The sequence below is a fragment of the Georgenia sp. X1117 genome, assembly GCF_057784635.1.
This window is the reverse complement of sequence record NZ_CM173492.1, coordinates 1,702,458-1,720,245: the sequence shown is the minus strand read 5'-3', so window position 1 is coordinate 1,720,245 and position 17,788 is coordinate 1,702,458. Positions and strand designations below refer to the sequence as shown.

Below are 17,788 nucleotides of genomic sequence, written 5' to 3'. Positions count from 1 at the left end.
TCCCGACCGGGGCGGGCCGGCGGGCGCGGGTGTCCGCATGGCGGGAACGTTCCGGGGCGGTCACCGGGCCGCCACCTGCGCTGCCTAGCGTCGGGGACGTGGAACTCACGCTCGTCCGCAGGCTCTGGCTGGACCAGGGGATGGCCAGGTCGCAGCGATGTCGACCCGGCAGTCGCCCCCGACCAGTCACCCACCCCACCAAGGAGTCCCGATGACCAGCACGACCAGCCCCGACCCGACCACCATCGCCCGCCTCGTCACCCCGGCCGAGCTCGTCGAGCTCAAGGAGCGTCCCGGCGTCGTCGTCCTCGACGCCACGTCGATCATCCGCCAGCCCGACGGCGACGGCTTCTACTCCGCCGCCACCGGCCGTGACGTCTACGAGGAGGGCCACATCCCCGGCGCCGTCTTCGCCGACCTGCTCGAGGACCTCGCCGACCGCAGCCACCCCGACTTCTGGACGGCGCTGCCCGCCGAGCAGTTCGCGGAGAAGATCGGCGCCCTCGGCGTCGGCAACGACACCACCGTCGTCATCTACGACCAGGGCCAGACCATGTGGGCCACCCGCCTGTGGTGGAACCTGCGCTACGTCGGCCACGACGACATCTACGTGCTCGACGGCGGGCTGCCCGCTTGGCGCGCGGCCGGCCTCGAGCTCGAGACCGGCCCGGGTACCGCACCGGAGCCGGCGACCTTCGTCCCGCACCCGCGGCCCGAGCTCTACGCCTCGGTCGATGACGTCGCCGCGGCGATCGAGGACCCCGCGAAGGTCCTCGTCAACTCGCTGGACCGCCCCACCTTCACGGGCGAGCGGGTCACGTACGCGCGCCCGGGCCGCATCCCCGGCTCGAAGCACGTCTTCTTCGGCGACCTGGTCACGGCCGACGGGCTGGCGGCCGAGGTCGACCAGGTCCGTGCCACCGGTGACGCCGCCGAGGTCATCGACGGCGAGCCGAGCATCATCACCTACTGCGGCGGTGGCATCGCCGCGACCTACGTCGCCTTCCAGCTGGCCCGCGCCGGCCGCGGCGACGTCGCCGTCTACGACGGGTCGATGACCGAGTGGGCGAACAACCCGGCCCTCCCGCTGGAGACCGGCGAGCCGACCGCCTGACGCGCAGCGCACCGTCCGGGCCCGACCGGGGTGCGGGGCACCGCCCCGTCCCTCGGTCGGGCCCGGCCGTCGTTGCGGGTAGAGGTCCCCCGACGCCGCTGGTGACGCCGTGGCACGCGTTCCATACGGTCGTTACGTCGGGACGACCGACGTCGCCCCGACACCACGACCCGGGTGCCGGACGGCCCCCGGGGAGACGAATCCAGGGGGACAACGACATGGACCACCGACGGACGCACAGCGCCACCGCGCGGGCACGGGTCACCGGGGCCGGGCTGCTCGGTCTCGGGCTCGTCGCCGCAGGAGCCACGGGGGCCGGCGCCACCGGCACCGCCGACAACGGCTACGGCGAGACCTACTACCAGGACAACGGCTTCACGGGCATCGCGGACAACGTCCTCGTCTTCGGCGACGAGCGCTCCTCGGTGTTCGTCGGCGACTGGGACGGCGACGGCACCGACACCCTCGCCCAGCGCCACGGCAACGAGATCAGCTACACCAACGCCACAGGGGAGTCCGAGTACGACGGGCGCTTCACCTTCGGCCGCCCGGGCGACGAGCTCCTCGTCGGCGACTGGGACGGCGACGGCGTCGACACCTTCGGCGTGCGCCGAGGAAACGAGTACCACCTGCGCAACGACCTCTCCGGCGGCCCGGCCGACACGGTCGTCATCTTCGGCCGTGCCGACGACACGGTCCTGGTCGGCGACTGGGACGGCGACGGCACCGACACCCTCGCCGTGCGCCGCGGCAACCAGTACTTCCTGCACAACTCGCTGCGGTCGGGCGACGCCGACGAGGAGGTCCGGTTCGGCCGCGCCGACGACACGGTCCTGGTCGGCGACTGGAACGGTGACGCCGCCGACACCCTCGGTGTGCGGCGCGGGATCACCCTCTACCTCAACGACACCATCGCCGGCGGTCCGGCCGAGCGGGTGCTGGACTACGGGCGCCCCGACGACAGCGTGATCACCGGCGACTGGGACGGTGACGGCGCGGACTCGCCCATGGTGCGTCGCGCCGACGGCTCGGCCCAGGCGGCCCTCGACGCCGCCTCCGCGGCGGCCCGCGGCGACTCGGCCGAGCTCGCCGGGCTCACCGACGACGCGGGGTACGACGAGCTCTGGTACGCCTTCCAGGGCTTCTACGAGCCGGCGCTGACGCCCACGGGCATCGGCGCCTGCACGGTGGAGCCCGAGACCGGGGTCGCCGGCTGCACGGTCCTCGCCGAGGGCGTCGAGCGCCCGGTCGGCCGCGCCGAGATCGGACGCAACGGCGAGGGCGCCCTCGTCGTCGTCGGCTACGAGATCTACGCCGACTGGGAGGGCTCCGCGCAGTAGCGCGGGCGATCGAGCACGATGCCGCGGGACGGGGTGGGCCCGTCCCGCGGCATCGTGCTGTCCGCGTCCCGCGGTGCGGCCTCGGCCGACGGCGCGGCCGGGGGCGCGGCCCGACGCGACCGTTATATCCCTGCCCGACGGTGTTCTCGCTGGTAGCGTCCGCGTGACCGAGCCCACGCGAAGGTGCGTGGGTGGGGGCCGGTACACACCCGCCCCTCTGCGACGACGCAAGGAGCACGCAGGTGTCAACGCCAGAGATCAAGGAGAGCACGTCGCGGGCGGCCGGTCTCGACGACCTCCCCGCCGACCCCAGGACACGCAACCGCCGCTGGATCGGGCTCACGCTCGGCCTCGTCCTGGCGGTGGTGATCTACTTCATCTTCCCCAAGGACCTCTCGGCCGACCTGGTTTCCTCGCTGACCGAGGCCGAGATCGAGCCCTCGGGCCACCACATCGCGCTCACCGCCTCGATCGCGGTCCTCATGGGCGTGTGGTGGATGACCGAGGCTATCCCGCTGGCGGCGACGGCGCTCGTGCCGCTCGTGGCGTTCCCGGGGCTGGGGATCGTCAGCATCGGCGACGCCTCCTCCCCCTACGCCTCGCCCACGATCTTCCTCTTCCTCGGCGGGTTCTTCCTCGCCCTGACCATGCAGCGGTGGAACCTGCACCGGCGGATCGCGCTCGCGGTGGTCCTCGCCGTCGGGACCAAGCCCAAGATGCTCGTCCTGGGTTTCATGGTCGCCACCGGGTTCCTCACGATGTGGGTCTCGAACACGGCGACCGCCGTGATGATGCTGCCGATCGGTCTGTCGGTCCTCGCCCTGGTCTCCACGCTGCGCGGGGACGACACCAAGCGGTCGAACTTCGGCACCGCCCTCATGCTGGGCATCGCCTACTCGTCGTCGATCATGAGCCTGTCCACCCTCATCGGCACCCCGCCGAACGCGCTGCTGCGGGCCAACCTCGCCGAGAACTACGACATCAACCTCAACTTCGGCACGTGGATGCTGTTCGCCACCCCGCTGGCGATCGTCTTCACCCTCATCTGCTGGTGGCTGCTCGTCAACGTCTTCTACAAGCCGGAGATGAAGGAGATCCCCGGCGGCCGGGAGGTCATCCAGGAGGAGTACCGCAAGCTCGGCCCGATGTCGCGCCAGGAGATCCTCACGCTCATCATCTTCATCGGCGTGGCCGCGGCCTGGGTGACGGTGCCGCTGGTCTTCGAGGACTCGAACTTCTCCGACGAGGTCATCGCCATGATCCTCGCCCTGGTGCTGTTCCTCGTCCCGGCCGACGTCAACAAGGGCGTCCAGCTCCTCGACTGGGACACCGCCAAGGAGGTCCCGTGGGACGTCCTGCTCCTGTTCGGCGGCGGTCTCTCGCTCTCGGCGATGTTCACCCAGACCGGCCTGTCGCTGTGGATCGGTGAGGCCGCCGGCGCGCTGCAGGGGGCGCCGGTCGTCCTCATCATCGCCGGCGTCGCCGCACTGGTCATCTTCCTCACCGAGATGACCTCCAACACCGCCACCGCCGCGGCCTTCCTGCCGATCATGGGCGGCGTGGCGACGGGCATGAACGTCGACGTCATGCTGCTCATGGTCCCCGTCGCCCTGGCCGCCACGTGCGCCTTCATGCTGCCGGTGGCCACCCCGCCGAACGCGATCGCCTACGGCTCGGGCTACCTCCAGATCTCGCAGATGGTCAAGGCGGGGGTCTGGCTCAACATCATCGGCATCATCCTCATCACGCTGACGGTGATGACGCTCGGGAGCTGGGTGCTCGGCATCGCCGTGTGAGCCGGCCGCCCACGGGCAGAAGACCCGTGGGCGGTGTGCTCGTCGGCGCGGTCGGCCGTGGCTGGTCGGCTCAGGCCGGCGAAGCCTGGGCCGGCCGACGCATCCTCACGAGGGCGGGGCACCTCCGGGCAGGAACTGCTGGGGCGCCCCGCTCCGTGAGCACACTCACCACGAAGCGGTGCGGTACAGGCACCGTGGCCGGGGTAACCTGTTCCCTGCCCTTGAGGCGTGCGCCCGTAGCTCAATGGATAGAGCATCTGACTACGGATCAGAAGGTTGGGGGTTCGAGTCCCTTCGGGCGCGCAGATGCCCCGGTCGCGTATGCGGCCGGGGCATTCGCCATTCCTGGGGCCGGCTCAGACGCCGGCGCGGTAGACCGGGTAGGCGTCCCCGATCGCGAACAGGACGGCCACGACGGCGATGCTCACCGCCACCACGATCCAGTCCAGCGGCCGCGTGCGCAGGTAGGCCAGCCGGATCTTCCGCCCGTCCGGGTGCTCCGCGGCGTAGGTGAAGCCGCGCGCCTCGAGCGCCTCCACGGTCGTGCGCACGCTCTTGGCCGTGTTGAGCATGAGCGGGTAGAAGGTCTTGACCGCCATGACCGACCAGTGCACGGCGACCCGCCAGCCGAGGAGGCCGGGCCGCTCGGGGGCGGCGCTGCGCAGCCGGTAGCCGTCGAAGACGGTGGTGAACTCCTCGACCAGGATCGGGAGCATGCGGTAGCCGTAGGACACCCCGAAGGAGAGCAGCTGGGGGGCGCGGAACCAGAGCAGGGCGTCGGAGAGCTTCTCGGGGTCCAGGGAGACGAAGGCGGCCATCGAGAACATCGAGACGGCGCCGAGCTTGAGCGAGAGCACGGACAGGGCCACGAGCGTCTCGACGTTCCCGCCGAACAGGAACGACACCGCGAAGAGGTAGATCACCTCGAACACGAGCCCGATGACGAACAGCCCGAGCACGAGCGGCCCCACGCGGGCGGCGACGACCGCCACGATCCCGACGACGAAGTAGCCCACGAGCACCGTCACGTTGTGCGTGAACCACGGCGAGATCGACATCAGCAGGTACCAGCCGATGACGACGCGCGGGTCCATCGAGGCGAACAGTCCGCCCCGGGTGGAGTAGGCGGTGCGGAGCAGCTCGAGCTTGATCCACTCGATGCTCAGCACGTCCCGGGTCTTGCGTGCCATCAGGCCACGACCTCCCCGCTCGCGCGCAGCGCGGCGAGCATCTCCGTCAGCCTCAGGGGGACCGGGTCGAGCCCCACCCGGGCCCCCAGCTGCGCGATCTGCGGCGGCATGAGCCGCGCCCTGGCCAGCACCTCCGGGGTGCCGAACAGCTCGCGGGGCGTGACGTCGGCGAGCACCCGACCGGCGTCGAGGACGATGACGCGGGTCGCCCAGTCGGCGACCAGCTGCATGTCGTGCGTGGCCACGGCCGCGCAGCGGATCGTGTCGGCGAGCTCGGAGAGCATACCGATGACGTCGTCGCGGCTGCGCACGTCCAGGCTCGACGTCGGCTCGTCCAGGAGGAGCAGCTGCGGGCGCATGGCGAGCCCGATGGCGATCGTCGCGCGACGCTGCTGCCCGCCCGAGAGGCTGCGCCCGTCCCGGTCGGCGAGGTGGGTGAGGGCCACCCGCTCGAGGACGCGGTCGGTGATCGCGTCGGCGTCGGGGAGGCGCCGCTCGGCCGGGAACATCCGCACGTCGTCGCGCACGGTCTCCTGGAGGAACATCTGCTGCGGGTGCTGGTAGAGGTAGCTGACGAGGTCGGCGAGCCTGGCGGCGGAGCGGCTGCGCGTGTCGACGCCGGCCACCGTCACCGTGCCGGTGCGCGGCACCTTGAGCCCGGTGAGCAGCCGCATGAGCGTGGTCTTGCCCGCGCCGTTGGACCCGACCAGCGCGATGCGCTCACCAGCGTGGAGCTCGAGGGAGATGTCATCGAGCACGGTCTGCAGGTCCCCGGCCACCGTCCGGTAGCCGTGCGTCACCGACTCCACGGTCGCGACCGCCTCGCGGGTCCCTGTCCCGTCGCCGACGGCGGAGGGCCGGGTGCCGTCGTCCACCGCACCACGGGTGGTGGCCGCGACGCCGCCGGGCCGGGTGGGAGCGAAGCCCTGCTCGCGCAGCCATCGCTCGGCCGCGTCGACCGAGCGGGGGACGTCCACCCCGCCGAGCGTGCGCGTGAGCTCGATGATGTCGGGTGTGGGGATCCCGTGCTCCTCGAGCTGGTCCACGCGGTTCAGCGCGTCCTGGACCGGGAGATGCCACACGGGCGCCCCGTCGGCCATGAGCACGACGCTCCTCGCGAACTCCGCGATGAGCTCCGCGTGGTGCTCGATCGTCACCACGGTGATGCCGGCCTCGTTGAGGTCGCGCAGCCGCAGGTAGGTCTCCCGGGCGCGGGCCGGGTCGAGCTCGGCGACCGGTTCGTCGACCACGATCATGCCCGGCCGCAGCGCGAGGACCGAGGCGAGCGCCGTGAGGTGCGCCTGCCCGCCGGAGAGCTGCCAGACGAACCGGTCGCGCAGGTGGCCGATCCCGAGCAGCCCGAGCGCCTCGACGGTGCGCTCGGCGTGGTCGGTGAGCCCGTAGTTGACGGGGCCGTACCCGACCTCGTCGCGGACGGTGGGCCGGACGAGCTGGTTGACGAAGTCCTGGTAGACGTAGCCGACCGACCGCGACAGGGAGCCCACGCTGGACTCCACCGTGTCGGTGCCGAACACGCGGACCTCCCCGGCGAAGTCGCCCGACCAGTAGTGGGGGATGAGCCCGTTGAACGTCTTGCACAGGGTGGTCTTGCCAGACCCGTTCCCGCCGACGACCGCGACGAAGTCTCCCTGCTCGATCGTCAGGTTGACGTTGCGCAGGGTGTCCTCGGCGGCGCCGGGGTAGCGGAAGGAGAGGTCGACGACCTCGATGGCGGCTGGCATGGCCTCGTCCCTGGTCGGTGGTGGTGCGGCCGGTCCCGCGGTGCGGGTCGCCCGGCCCTGTGGTGCGGCGCGGCGGTCGGCGGGACTCCCGCCGACCACCGCGTGCGATCAGTGGCTGGCGACGTCGTCGCGCGCACGCTCGGCGGTTCCGGCGGCCTCGGCCACCCGCTCCGAGGTGCCTCGCTCCGAGGTGGCCGCGCCGGTGCCGGCGGTCCCCGCCGGGGCCGCCGCGACGTCGTCGGGGGAGCCGGCGTCCGCACGGCCCGAGCGCTTCTGGGCGGCGCGGAACAGGAGGACCGCCACCACGGTGACCACGACGATGGCCGCGACCGAGACCCACATGAACCCCATGCCGTACTCCTCGAGGAACTCCGGCGTCCACTCGCCGGCGTTGAGGTCGTAGGCTTCGAGGAAGGCGAAGCCGAAGGAGGCGACGGCGAGGACGAGCGCGCCGATGACGAAGGCGGCGTTCTGCGGGGCGGCGCCAGGGATCGGCCGGCCCGGCTCGCGCGGCTCCATGCCCATGAGCGGCTCGATGCGGCGGTGCAGGCGGGGGATGAGCCACATCGCGGGCAGGGCGCCGAGCAGGATGCCGGACATGACGATGTCGACCACCAGGCCGATGCCCTCGAGCGCGAGGATCGACTCGGGCAGCCCCTCGACGAACTCGGCGTCCTCGACGCCGATCCACACCTTCGACAGGTCGACGATCGCCGAGAGGATCTTGTCGACGAGGACGATGGCGAGCGCACCGACCCAGATCTGGGCCCGGTTGCGCGGGTTGCGCACGAGCGAGCCACCGATGTAGACGGCGAGGAACATCTGCAGGTAGCCCTCGACCTCGGCCAGCCCGGAGAAGTCACCCATGAGCAGGTCGGTGAAGACGATCTCGCCGAGCGGGGCGCCGAGCGCGGCCCAGAACGGGGAGAACAGGGCGGCCATCGTCAGCGGGACGAAGACCATGTAGGACACGGAGACGTCGACCGGCCCGATCGAGGGGTCCGGGATGATCTCGAGGATGATGTTCGACAGCCCGAACAGGGCCATCGACAGCACGAAGATCATCAGCTTCTGGGGCGTGGTGAGGTTCCGGGCGGCGCCGTCGTCGGACTGCATCCGCAGCCGACCCTTGCGCTCGTAGGCGGGGGTGCTCATGGTCGTGCTCCTTAGCGGCGGGAGGTCTCGGGGGAGGTGGGCTCGGTGGGAGCCGCGACGCCGGGGTGCGCCGCGACGAGGAGGTCGACCAGGTCGCCGGGGGTGTCGACGAGGTCGGTGGCCGTGCCCTCGGCCAGGGCGGCCTCGAGCTCGGGGTCGGGGGTGGAGCCGCCGCGCACGAGCACGCGGCGGCGGATGCCGACGGCGCGGGCTCCGGCGGCGTCGTTGACCGGCTTGTCGCCGAGGAACCAGGCCGCCTCGGGCGCGGCCCCGACGGCGGCGAGGGCCTCGTCGAAGATCCGCCGGTCGGGCTTGCGCACGCCGATCTCGTCGCTGTAGATGCCGACGCCGACGAGGTGGTCGAGCCCGGCGGCGGCGAGGCGGGAGCGCACGCCGCGCCCATTGACCGTGTTGGACACGACGGCGACCTCGATGCCCGCACCCGCGCAGTGCTCGAGGAGCGCGCGCACACCGGGGCGCAGGCGGTGGTCGGACTTCGTCAGGTAGTAGCGGTGCATGAGCGCGTGCGCCTCGACCCGCATGAGCGTGCGCAGCGCCGGCGGCAGGTGGGCGCCGACCAGCTCGCCCCAGAACTCCTCGGCGGCCACCTCGCGGTGGTCGCCGCGCGCGACGCGCTCCCGCTTGCCGGCGGAGTGCGCCGCCCGGCCCGCCGCGAGAGCCGCCACGGCCTGCTCGGGGGTGAGCGGGTGGCCGGCGCGGACGGCAAGCTCGACGAGCCCTGCCGAGGCGGCCGTCAGGTCGGTCGGGGTGCCCGCCTCGGCGATGACGCCGCCGTGGTCGATGAGCAGCGCCGGCCGCTCGGCGCGCGGGCGGGTCCGGGTGACGGGGGAGGCAGGGGCGGCGGGTTCGGGGGTGCGCGCGGCGGCCGGCGTGCCGGCGGTGGACGAGCCCGCCGCGGCGGAGGTGCGGGCCTCGGCAGCGCGCAGCAGCCCGAGGAGCCCCTCGGGGGTGTCGAAGAGGTGGTCGGGGGAGACCGGGACCGGGAAGGGCGGGTTCTCGGTGTGCCGGGTCCGGGTGACGACGACGGCGCCGACCCCGGCCCGGCGCCCCGCCACGACGTCGCGGTCCATCGTGTCGCCGACGTACCAGCAGCGCGCCACGTCCACGCCCAGGGCCTCGGCGGCCAGGGTGAGCATGCCCGGGTGCGGCTTACGGATGCCGACCTCGTCGGAGTAGACCTGCACGCCGATCGCGTCCTCGAGCCCGGCCGCGGCGAGGATCGCCCGATGGGCGCGGCCGGAGTGCGCGTTGGAGACGATCCCCACCGGGACGCCCGCGCGTCGGCACAGCTCGAGCGTCTCGCGGATCCCGGGACGGATCTCGTGGGTGGAGATGAGCGTGCTCATCGCGGCGGTGACGTCGGCGGCGTCGGCGAGCAGCGCGGCCCGCGGGCCCTCGGGCAGGTCGGGCGCGAGGAACTCGCCGACGATCTCGCGGTGGGTGAGCTCGCGCGGCTCACGGCGCCGGCTCGAGGCGTTCTTCCACAGCTTGAGCGCGGTCAGGCCGGCGTCGAGCCCGGCCCGCAGCGCGGCGCGGTCGGCGGTCCAGCCCGCCCGCCCCAGCACCTCGGAGAGGTGGCTGACCACGTCCTCGCGCCCCTCGGGCCGCTTGGCGGTCTCGACGACGACCCCACCGAAGTCGAGCAGCAGGGCGTCGGGAAGCACGGAGGTCGGCACGAGGTCGAACCTAGGTGCGCCCGGACAACCCCCCGTGGCCCGCGGGTGAACAGAACTGGAACGTTCCACAGCTGGGAGGTGGAACGTTCCAGTCGTCGTGGTTCCGCGGGTCGTGCCGGGCGGCCGCCCGGGCCCGGTTCTGGTACACCTGGGGGCGTGAACCGGCGCGGGAACGACCCCACGATCCTCGACGTGGCCGCGGCCGCGGGGGTATCGAAGTCCCTGGTCTCGCTCGCGCTCGGGGGCCGGCCGGGGGTCAAGGAGGAGACCCGCAGCCACATCCGCCGCGTCGCCGACGATCTGGGCTACCGCCGCAACCAGTGGGCCAGCGCCCTGGTCGGGGGCCGGACGATGACGATCGGGGTCGCCGTCACCGACCTGTCCAACGCCTACTACACCGACGTCGCCGTTGCCGTGGAGGAACGGGCCGAGGAGGCCGGCTACGGCGTCCTGCACGCCCACGGCCGCCGCGACCAGGCGCGCCTGGCGAACCAGCTCACCCGGCTGCTCTCCCTCAAGGTCGACGCCGTCGTGCTCGTCGGCTCGTGGATCACCGACGAGACGGCGACCCGGGTGGCGGACGAGGTGCCGCTGGCGGTGGTGGGCCGCCTGCCGGCCGACGTGCCCGGCGTGGACTCGGTGTCCAACGACGACGCCCTCGGGTCACGTCTGGCGGTCGAGCACCTGATCGGGCAGGGCCACGAGCGCCTGCTCTTCCTCGCCCGCTCCGACCGGCCGGCGACGACCTGGCGGCGCCGCGGCTTCGAGGCCGCCGTGGCTGAGGCCGGTCCGGGCGTGCGCGGCGACGTCGTCGGACCGCAGGGCTGGCGCGAGTCGTGGGGGAGCGTGCTCGAGCAGGTGCGCGCGGGTGCGCCCGGGGCGCCGACGGCGGTGTTCGCCTCCAACGACCAGGCTGCCCACCACGTCCTCGTCACCAGCCTCGACGCCGGCCTGGCGGTCCCCGGCGACCTCGCCGTGTGCGGGTACGACAACTCCACCCTGGCCGGGACCATGCGTCCGGGCCTCACCTCGATCGACCAGCCGCGGGCGGAGATGGGGCGTCATGCCGTCGAGCTCGTGCTCGAGCGGATCGACGGGCGCCGCCAGGACCGGCACGTGGTGGCCACGCCCCGCCTGGTGGTGCGCGCCTCGAGCCAGGGCTGAGCGTCGCGGGCCGGGGGCAGGCGCGCCTCGCCAGGGGTGCGTGCCGGGCCCCGTGTGGCTCTGCGCACGGATGGTTGCATGCAGCAAGCAACGGAGTAGCATCGGTGGTCGACGACGCGGCCGAGGCCGAGGGCACCCGAGCAGGGCACACCTCGCCTGGGCCGCGCGGCACGTCAGCCCCGAACGACACCGTGCGAAGGAACCACCACGAACACCGCGCTCGACACCCGGACCACCCCCACCAGCCCCGCCCCGCCGCCCGACGACCACCGGGCCGCGCTGGCCACCGACCTCGTCGCCGCCGTGCTCGAGGCCGGCCGCGTCACCCGCCGGCTGGGCGAGGAGGTCAACCGGCACACCGGCATCAACCGCACCCACTACCTCACCCTGCTGCGGGTCCAGGAGCACGACCGCTCCCGCATCTCCGACCTGGCCGCCGGCCTCGCGATCGACGTCTCGGTCATGTCCCGCAAGATCGCGGCCCTCGACGAGCTCGGCCTCGTCAGCCGCACCCCCCACCCCGACGACGGTCGCGCGCAGGTCGTCTCCGTCACCGAGCGCGGGCGGGCGACCATCGCCGAGAACCGCCGAATCTACACCGAGGCCATCGGCCGGCTCACCGCCGACTGGTCCGAGGAGGACATCGCGGCGCTCGCCGCGGGTCTGCACCGGCTGGGCAGCGAGCGGCTCACCGACGTCGTCGCCACCGACGACCACGAGAACGACCAGGACAGCGACGGGGCGAACCGGCGATGAGCCAGACGAGGGAGACCACCACGAGCGGGCGCCGCACCAAGGACCTCACCCGCAAGAGGATCTACGCCGGCCTCACCCAGGCCCAGGCCGAGGCTGCCGAGGCCGAGCACCGGCGGATCATGGCCGTGCTCACCGGCCTGCTGCTCACCCAGTTCCTCGGCATGATGGCCAACACCATCGTCGGCAACGCGATGCCCGTCATCGCCGCCGAGGTCGGTGCCGCACCGAACCAGTACGTCTGGATCATCACCTCGGCGATCCTTGCCAACACGGTGATGACCCCGATCGCCGGCAAGCTCGGCGACCTGTTCGACAAGCGCGGCCTGCTCATCATCTTCATCGGCATCTTCGTCCTGGGCTCCCTGCTGTCCGGACTGGCAGTCAGCGCCGAGATGCTCATCGCCACCCGGGTGCTCCAGGGGGTGGGGATGGGCGGTCAGGTGATGATGTCGATCATCATCATGGCCACGATCATCCCGCCGCGGAAGCGCGGCCGGTACAACGGCTACCAGGGCGCCGTCATGGCGGTCGCGACCGTCTCGGGCCCGTTCGTCGGCGGCCTCATCGTCGACACCCCCGGCCTGGGCTGGCGGTGGTGCTTCTTCATCATGATCCCGTTCATGCTCTTCGCCGCCTGGGTGGTCAACCGCCGCCTCGAGCTGCCGCCCAACCCGCGCACCGGAAAGGCCCGGATCGACGTCCTCGGCGCCGCCATCATCGCCGTCGCCTCGACGCTGCTGCTCGTGTGGATCTCGATCGGCGGGACCTCCTTCCCCTGGGCCTCGCTGCCCTCCTACCTCATGGCCGGGGGCGCGGTGGCGCTCGCGGTGCTGTTCGTCGTCGTCGAGCGGGTCGTGCCCGAGCCGCTCATCCCGCTGCACATCCTCGGCTCGCGCACGACCGTGCTGGCGATCATCGCCTCGCTGGGCGTGGGCGGCATGATGTTCGGCTCGAACGTCTTCCTCGGGCAGTACTTCCAGTACGGGCGCGACTACTCCGCCACGGTCGCGGGCTTCCTCGGGCTGCCGCTGATGTTCGGGCTGCTCATCGCCTCGACCTGGTCGGGGCGGCTGGTCACCGCCCGCGGCACCTGGAAGGGGGTCGTGGTCACCGGCATGGGTCTGATGACGGCGGGCACCCTGGCCTTCGGTCTCGTCGCGCACCAGGACACCCCGCTGTGGCTCACCTCGGCGCTGCTGTTCGTCTGCGGCTGGGGGATGGGGATGTGCCTGCAGAACATCATCCTCGCGGTGCAGAACACGGTGGGACTGCGCCACATGGGCGCGGCCACCAGCTCGGTGACCTTCTTCCGCAACCTCGGCGGCGCCGTCGCGATCCAGGTCCTCGGCATCGTCTACGCCCGCGAGGTCGCCGGCCATGTCGCCGCCTCCGGCATGACCCTGCCCGGCGGCGGCTCGATGGACACCCTCGACCTGTCCGCCCTGCCCGCCGACGTCGAGGCCGTGGTGCGCCACGGCTACGCCGAGGGCATCGGCCCGGTGTTCCTGTCCGTCTTCGCCCTGGCCCTGGTCGGCTTCGTGGCCTCGATGTTCATGCGCGGCACCTCGCTGCGCGACACCGTCGACGTCACCCGGGAGGTGCGCGCCCCGGAGCCCGGGGACCCGGTGCACCCCGGGGCCGCCGGGACCGTGACTCCCGCGCCCGCCGTCGAGGCGGCGCCCGAGGAGGAGGGCGCGTCGGTGGGGGCGGCGGTCAGCCCTGCGGTGCCCACGGGCGCGAGCTCGCCCAGGCGATGATCTCGGCGGTGTAGAAGGACCGGGCGGGCTCCGGCGACAGCGCGAGGTCGTGGACCCCGCCCGGCACCTCCAGCACGTCGACCCGCTCGCCCAGCAGCGAGACGCTGCGGCGCATCGTGGCCACGTCGAGCACGACGTCGGACCCCGACAGGTCGGCCGGGCCAGGATCAACCCGCGCCCCCGAGCGGCGTGACATCGCCAGCAGGACCGGCTCGGCGACCTCCGCCCCGCCCGCCTGGACCTGACGCTGGACGCGTCGGACCGCCCGGAGGAACCCGGCACGGACCGGCAGGTCCTCGGTGGGTTTGAGCGAGGTCGGGATCGACCAGCCCCCGCCCTCGGGGTCGAGCAGCCAGGCGCCGTAGGTGCCGCTGAGCGAGGAGACGGGCAGCCGCGGCGCGAGGGGCGCGATCCGGTCGACGAGCGCGGTCGCCGCGACGTCGTCGAACCACCCGCGCCCCAGGTCCAGCCAGGGGGAGTTGAGGATGACGCCGTCGACGGCGCCGGGCTGGTCGTGGGCGAACAGGACCGCCTGGAGCCCGCCGGTGGAGTGGCCCAGGAGGACGACCTCCTCGGCGCCCTCGCCGCGGGCGAGGTCCACGGCGAACCCCACCTCCTCGTGGCGCACCGACAGGATGCGGATGTCGTCGCGGAGCTGGCCCTCCCGCAGCGAGCGGCCCGAGCGGCGCATGTCCAGCGCGTAGAGGCCCCATCCGGCCTCGTGCCAGGCGGCGGCGTGCTCGGCGTGGAAGAAGGTGTCGATGAACCCGGGCAGGTAGACGACCGCCCGGCGGTGGGCGGCGGCGTCATCGCGCTGGACGATCGTGGCGACGTCGCGCACCCCGGGTGCGTGCCCGCCGTCGGTCAGCGACAGCGGGACCGTGCGCGCGACGAACGGCGCGCCCAGGACGTCGGGGACGGGGGCGCCGAGGTCGGCGGTGGTCGTCGGTCGTGGGGTGGCGGCGCTCATCGCTGTGCGGTCAGTCCACGACGCCGTAGAGGCGGTCCCCGGCGTCGCCCAGGCCCGGGACGATGTAGGACTTCTCGTTGAGCCCGTCGTCGACGGCGGCGGTGACCACACGGACGTCGCCCCGCGCGCCGATCGTCTCCTCGACGTGCCGCAGCCCCTCGGGCGCGCAGAGCAGGGTGATGCAGGTGACGTCGCGGGCGCCGAGCGCCAGGAGGTACTCGATCGCGGCGACGAGCGTGTGCCCGGTGGCGAGCATGGGGTCCAGGACGAAGCACTGGCGGCCCGAGAGGTCGTCCGGGAGCCGGTTGGCGTAGGTGATCGCCTCGAGGGTCTCCTCGTCGCGCTTCATCCCCAGGAACCCGATCTCAGCGGTGGGCACGAGCCGGCTCATCCCCTCGAGCATGCCCAGGCCCGCCCGCAGGATCGGCACCACGAGCGGGCGCGGGCTGGCGATGCGCACCCCGGTGGTCGTGGCCACCGGCGTGGTGATCTCGTGCGGCTCGGTGCGCACGTCCCGGGTCGCCTCGTAGGCCAGCAGCATGACGAGCTCCTCGACCAGGGCCCGGAACGTGGGGGAGTCGGTGGTCGAGTCCCGCAGGGCGGTGAGCTTGTGGGCCACGAGCGGGTGCTCGGCGAGGTGGACGCGCATGGGTCGAACCTACCGGTGCGTGGCCGTGCGCGCGCGGACCGGGACCGGTCACGGGCGCACGACGGCGAGCAGCACCATGTCCACCCGCTCGCCGCCGATCTCCTCGTGGCTGCGGAGCAGGCCCTCCCGCGCGTAGCCCGCGCGCTCGGCCACCCGCAGCGAGGCGGTGTTGGCCGGCTCGACCCGCAGGGCGACCCGGTGCAGGCCGGGCACCGTCCAGGCGAAGGCGGTCAGCGCGCGCAGCGCGTCGGTGGCCAGGCCCCGGCCTCGGGCGGAGGGGACGAGCGAGTAGCCGGCGCTCGCGCGGCCCTCGGGGAGCTCGCGGAGCCAGAGGCCGCAGCTGCCCACCGCGGCCCCGGTGGCCCGCTCGACGATCGTGAACGAGAATCCGGCGCCCTCGTCGTGGCGGGCGAGCTGGCGCTCCACCCAGTCCAGCGCCTCGTCCCTGCCCGCGTCTGCCGGGAGCGTGCCGATGAGGGGGACGTAGGGGTCGGTCGCGAGGGCACGGGCCATGTCCGCGTCGTCGGCCCGTGGCCTGCGGAGCAGGACGCCCGCGTGCGTCGGCGGCGGCTCCGGCCAGGGCAGGGGAGCGGTCGGGGGGTGCACCTCTCGAGCGTAGGGGCGTGGTCCGGTGGCTGGCACCATGACGGCATGACGAGGTTCGACGCCGCAGCGGCGCCCGCGCGGTGGGACGCGCCGATGGGGCGCGCCCTGGAGCTGGCGCGGGGGGCGGCGGCGAGCGGTGACGTGCCGGTGGGTGCGGTCGTGCTCGGCCCCGACGGCGCGGTGCTGGGCGAGGGCGCGAACCGGCGGGAGGTCGACGCCGACCCCACCGCGCACGCCGAGGTCCTTGCACTGCGGGCGGCCGCGGCAGCGCGCGGGACGTGGCGGCTCGACGGCTGCACGCTGGTCGTCACGCTCGAGCCGTGCACGATGTGCGCCGGTGCGCTCGTCCTCGCCCGGGTGGAGCGGGTCGTCATCGGTGCCTGGGACCCCAAGGCGGGGGCGACGGGATCGGTGCGCGACGTCGTGCGGGACACCCGGCTCAACCACCGGGTCGAGGTCGTCGCCGGGGTGCGCGAGGCGGAGTGCGGCGAGGTCCTCGAGCACTTCTTCCGCGACCGCCGCTGACGGGCCGCCCCGCGACGGTCCGCCCCGCGACGGGCGGGAGCGTGGTCAGCGGAGCCAGGCGGGCCGGGAGTCGCGGCGCTCGCGCAGGGCGCGCAGCAGCGCGGGCAGCGCGCGGGTGGTCGAGGCCGACAGCGTGGCGGCGGCGACGTCGTCGGACCGGGTCGGTCCCCGGTTGACGATGACGACCGGGTGCCCGCGGCGCACGGTGCGCCGGACGAGGCGCCGCACGCCGTAGACCGACAGGGTGGAGCCGGCCACGAGCAGCGCGTCGGAGGCCTCGACGAGCTCGCCCGCGCGGCGGACGCGGTCCGGGGCGGCCGTGCCGCCGAAGAAGACGACGTCGGGGGCGAGGATCCCGCCGCAGACCTCGCAGTCCACGACCCGGAAGTCGGAGGTGCGGGCGAGGACCGCGTCCGCGTCCGGGGCGACCTCGACGTCCTGCAGGCGCAGCAGGTGCTCGCGCCAGCCGGGGTTCGCGGCGGCGAGCCGGTCGTCCTGCTCCGCGCGCGGCACCGTGCGCCCGCAGCCCAGGCAGCGCACCCGGTCGTAGCGTCCGTGCAGGTGGACGACCGTGGGCTGGCCCGCCCGCGCGTGCAGCAGGTCGATGTTCTGGGTGACGACGCCGGTGCCGAAGCCCTCGTGCTCGAGCACCGCCAGCGTCCGGTGGCCGAGGTTCGCCCGCCGTGCGGCGACGTAACGCCAGCCGAGGTGGTTGCGCGCCCAGTAGTGCGCCCGGTGCGCGGGCGAGCCGAGGAACTGCTGGTAGGTGATCGGACGGCGCACCGGCGAGCCGGGGGAGCGGTAGTCCGGGATGCCGGAGTCGGTGGAGATGCCCGCGCCCGTGATGGTGAGGAACCGGCGCCCGTCGAGGACGTCGGCGAGCGGGGCGACGGCGGCGTCGATGTCGGTCGGCTCGGGGGGCAGGGACCCGGCCGGCGGGGGCGGTGGCGGTGGGAGGAGGCGCAGCCGCGGGGCCGGTGCGGCAGCAGGCGCGCCGTCGGGAGCCGCGGTGTCGGCTGCCGCGTCACCGGAGGGCACGACGCCGTCGGAGGCCACCCCCGGGAAGAAGTCCGACAGGGAGTGGCCGCCCGGGTTCGACGGCGGCTCGCTCACCGGTTCAGGGTAGGGCGGGCAGGTGACGGCAACGTGTGCGACGCGTGAGCGTGACACGTCTCGCGTCGATCCGGTGCAGGGCCGCAGGGGCACGCGGGTACAGTGGTGCGCCGAGGTAGCGTGTCCGAGCGGCCGAAGGTGCAGCACTCGAAATGCTGTGTGGTTAACAGCCACCGTGGGTTCAAATCCCACCGCTACCGCCATTTTCCGGGGC

15 protein-coding genes and 2 tRNA genes are annotated in these 17,788 nt (G+C 73.3%); 9 read left to right on the top strand and 8 right to left on the bottom strand.

Annotated elements, in window-relative coordinates; all coding sequences use genetic code 11:
- The first annotated feature begins 211 nt into the window (after window positions 1-211).
- The 4 genes from AC3D3D_RS07870 (at window position 212) to AC3D3D_RS07855 (ending at window position 4,553) form a co-directional block, all read left to right on the top strand.
- Window positions 212-1,114 (top strand): sulfurtransferase, encoded by a 903-nt coding sequence (locus AC3D3D_RS07870; protein WP_463663378.1) that lies wholly within the window; start codon window positions 212-214, stop codon window positions 1,112-1,114.
- Window positions 1,115-1,332: 218 nt separating this feature from the next.
- The gene (locus AC3D3D_RS07865; protein WP_463663379.1) at window positions 1,333-2,454 is read left to right on the top strand and encodes a hypothetical protein; all 1,122 of its coding nucleotides are present in this window, start codon (window positions 1,333-1,335) and stop codon (window positions 2,452-2,454) included.
- 242 nt (window positions 2,455-2,696) lie between these two features.
- On the top strand, window positions 2,697-4,250 hold the full coding sequence (locus AC3D3D_RS07860; RefSeq protein WP_463663380.1) for an SLC13 family permease: 1,554 nt from the start codon (window positions 2,697-2,699) through the stop codon (window positions 4,248-4,250).
- Window positions 4,251-4,480: 230 nt separating this feature from the next.
- A tRNA-Arg gene (locus AC3D3D_RS07855) sits at window positions 4,481-4,553 on the top strand.
- 53 nt (window positions 4,554-4,606) lie between these two features.
- Here the strand turns inward: AC3D3D_RS07855 and AC3D3D_RS07850 are convergent.
- From AC3D3D_RS07850 to AC3D3D_RS07835, 4 genes are all read right to left on the bottom strand, one after another.
- Window positions 4,607-5,440 (bottom strand): energy-coupling factor transporter transmembrane component T family protein, encoded by an 834-nt coding sequence (locus AC3D3D_RS07850; RefSeq protein ID WP_463663381.1) that lies wholly within the window; start codon window positions 5,438-5,440, stop codon window positions 4,607-4,609.
- The gene (locus tag AC3D3D_RS07845; protein WP_463663382.1) at window positions 5,440-7,182 is read right to left on the bottom strand and encodes an ABC transporter ATP-binding protein; all 1,743 of its coding nucleotides are present in this window, start codon (window positions 7,180-7,182) and stop codon (window positions 5,440-5,442) included. The genes AC3D3D_RS07850 and AC3D3D_RS07845 overlap by 1 nt, the downstream gene beginning before the upstream one ends.
- 108 nt (window positions 7,183-7,290) lie before the next feature.
- Window positions 7,291-8,337 carry a DUF8171 family membrane protein gene (locus AC3D3D_RS07840; RefSeq protein ID WP_463663383.1) on the bottom strand — a complete coding sequence of 349 codons (1,047 nt, stop codon included), beginning with the start codon at window positions 8,335-8,337 and terminating at the stop codon, window positions 7,291-7,293.
- Window positions 8,338-8,348: 11 nt separating this feature from the next.
- The gene (locus AC3D3D_RS07835) at window positions 8,349-10,034 is read right to left on the bottom strand and encodes an HAD family hydrolase (RefSeq protein ID WP_463663384.1); all 1,686 of its coding nucleotides are present in this window, start codon (window positions 10,032-10,034) and stop codon (window positions 8,349-8,351) included.
- A 156-nt stretch (window positions 10,035-10,190) separates the two neighbouring features.
- Here AC3D3D_RS07835 and AC3D3D_RS07830 point away from each other — a divergent pair, with 156 nt between their 5' ends.
- The 3 genes from AC3D3D_RS07830 (at window position 10,191) to AC3D3D_RS07820 (ending at window position 13,711) form a co-directional block, all read left to right on the top strand.
- On the top strand, window positions 10,191-11,198 hold the full coding sequence (locus AC3D3D_RS07830; RefSeq protein WP_463663385.1) for a LacI family DNA-binding transcriptional regulator: 1,008 nt from the start codon (window positions 10,191-10,193) through the stop codon (window positions 11,196-11,198).
- Between the two features lie 303 nt (window positions 11,199-11,501).
- On the top strand, window positions 11,502-11,954 hold the full coding sequence (locus AC3D3D_RS07825; RefSeq protein ID WP_463663386.1) for a MarR family winged helix-turn-helix transcriptional regulator: 453 nt from the start codon (window positions 11,502-11,504) through the stop codon (window positions 11,952-11,954).
- Window positions 11,951-13,711: an MFS transporter gene (locus AC3D3D_RS07820; protein ID WP_463663387.1), complete on the top strand. Its 1,761-nt coding sequence runs from the start codon at window positions 11,951-11,953 to the stop codon at window positions 13,709-13,711. Before AC3D3D_RS07825 ends, AC3D3D_RS07820 begins: the two co-directional genes overlap by 4 nt.
- Here AC3D3D_RS07820 and AC3D3D_RS07815 read toward each other — a convergent pair.
- The 3 genes from AC3D3D_RS07815 to AC3D3D_RS07805 are packed head-to-tail and all read right to left on the bottom strand — an operon-like array spanning window position 13,668 to window position 15,936.
- Window positions 13,668-14,681 (bottom strand): alpha/beta hydrolase, encoded by a 1,014-nt coding sequence (locus AC3D3D_RS07815; RefSeq protein ID WP_463663388.1) that lies wholly within the window; start codon window positions 14,679-14,681, stop codon window positions 13,668-13,670. The two genes, AC3D3D_RS07820 and AC3D3D_RS07815, sit on opposite strands and share 44 nt — an antisense overlap.
- 10 nt (window positions 14,682-14,691) lie before the next feature.
- Complete coding sequence (upp, locus tag AC3D3D_RS07810; protein WP_463663389.1) at window positions 14,692-15,330, bottom strand: uracil phosphoribosyltransferase; 639 nt, start codon at window positions 15,328-15,330, stop codon at window positions 14,692-14,694.
- Between the two features lie 48 nt (window positions 15,331-15,378).
- Entirely contained in the window at window positions 15,379-15,936 is a 558-nt protein-coding gene (locus AC3D3D_RS07805) for a GNAT family N-acetyltransferase (RefSeq protein ID WP_463663390.1), read from the bottom strand.
- 45 nt (window positions 15,937-15,981) lie between these two features.
- Between AC3D3D_RS07805 and tadA the strand changes: the two genes are divergently transcribed.
- Window positions 15,982-16,461 (top strand): tRNA adenosine(34) deaminase TadA, encoded by a 480-nt coding sequence (gene tadA / locus AC3D3D_RS07800; protein WP_463663391.1) that lies wholly within the window; start codon window positions 15,982-15,984, stop codon window positions 16,459-16,461.
- Between the two features lie 45 nt (window positions 16,462-16,506).
- Here the strand turns inward: tadA and AC3D3D_RS07795 are convergent, their stop codons facing one another.
- Entirely contained in the window at window positions 16,507-17,385 is an 879-nt protein-coding gene (locus AC3D3D_RS07795; protein ID WP_463663396.1) for a Sir2 family NAD-dependent protein deacetylase, read from the bottom strand.
- A gap of 303 nt (window positions 17,386-17,688) precedes the next feature.
- Here AC3D3D_RS07795 and AC3D3D_RS07790 point away from each other — a divergent pair.
- Window positions 17,689-17,777, top strand: a tRNA-Ser gene (locus AC3D3D_RS07790).
- Window positions 17,778-17,788: the final 11 nt, after the last annotated feature.

Bases quoted from the DNA above. Each gene is read 5' to 3' on its own strand.
- AC3D3D_RS07870 (WP_463663378.1), top strand. From the start codon at position 212: ATGACCAGCACGACCAGCCCCGACCCGACCACCATCGCCCGCCTCGTC.
- AC3D3D_RS07865 (WP_463663379.1), top strand. From the start codon at position 1,333: ATGGACCACCGACGGACGCACAGCGCCACCGCGCGGGCACGGGTCACC.
- AC3D3D_RS07850 (WP_463663381.1), bottom strand. From the start codon at position 5,440: ATGGCACGCAAGACCCGGGACGTGCTGAGCATCGAGTGGATCAAGCTC.
- AC3D3D_RS07845 (WP_463663382.1), bottom strand. From the start codon at position 7,182: ATGCCAGCCGCCATCGAGGTCGTCGACCTCTCCTTCCGCTACCCCGGC.
- AC3D3D_RS07840 (WP_463663383.1), bottom strand. From the start codon at position 8,337: ATGAGCACCCCCGCCTACGAGCGCAAGGGTCGGCTGCGGATGCAGTCC.
- AC3D3D_RS07820 (WP_463663387.1), top strand. From the start codon at position 11,951: ATGAGCCAGACGAGGGAGACCACCACGAGCGGGCGCCGCACCAAGGAC.
- AC3D3D_RS07815 (WP_463663388.1), bottom strand. From the start codon at position 14,681: ATGAGCGCCGCCACCCCACGACCGACGACCACCGCCGACCTCGGCGCC.
- upp (WP_463663389.1), bottom strand. From the start codon at position 15,330: ATGCGCGTCCACCTCGCCGAGCACCCGCTCGTGGCCCACAAGCTCACC.
- tadA (WP_463663391.1), top strand. From the start codon at position 15,982: ATGACGAGGTTCGACGCCGCAGCGGCGCCCGCGCGGTGGGACGCGCCG.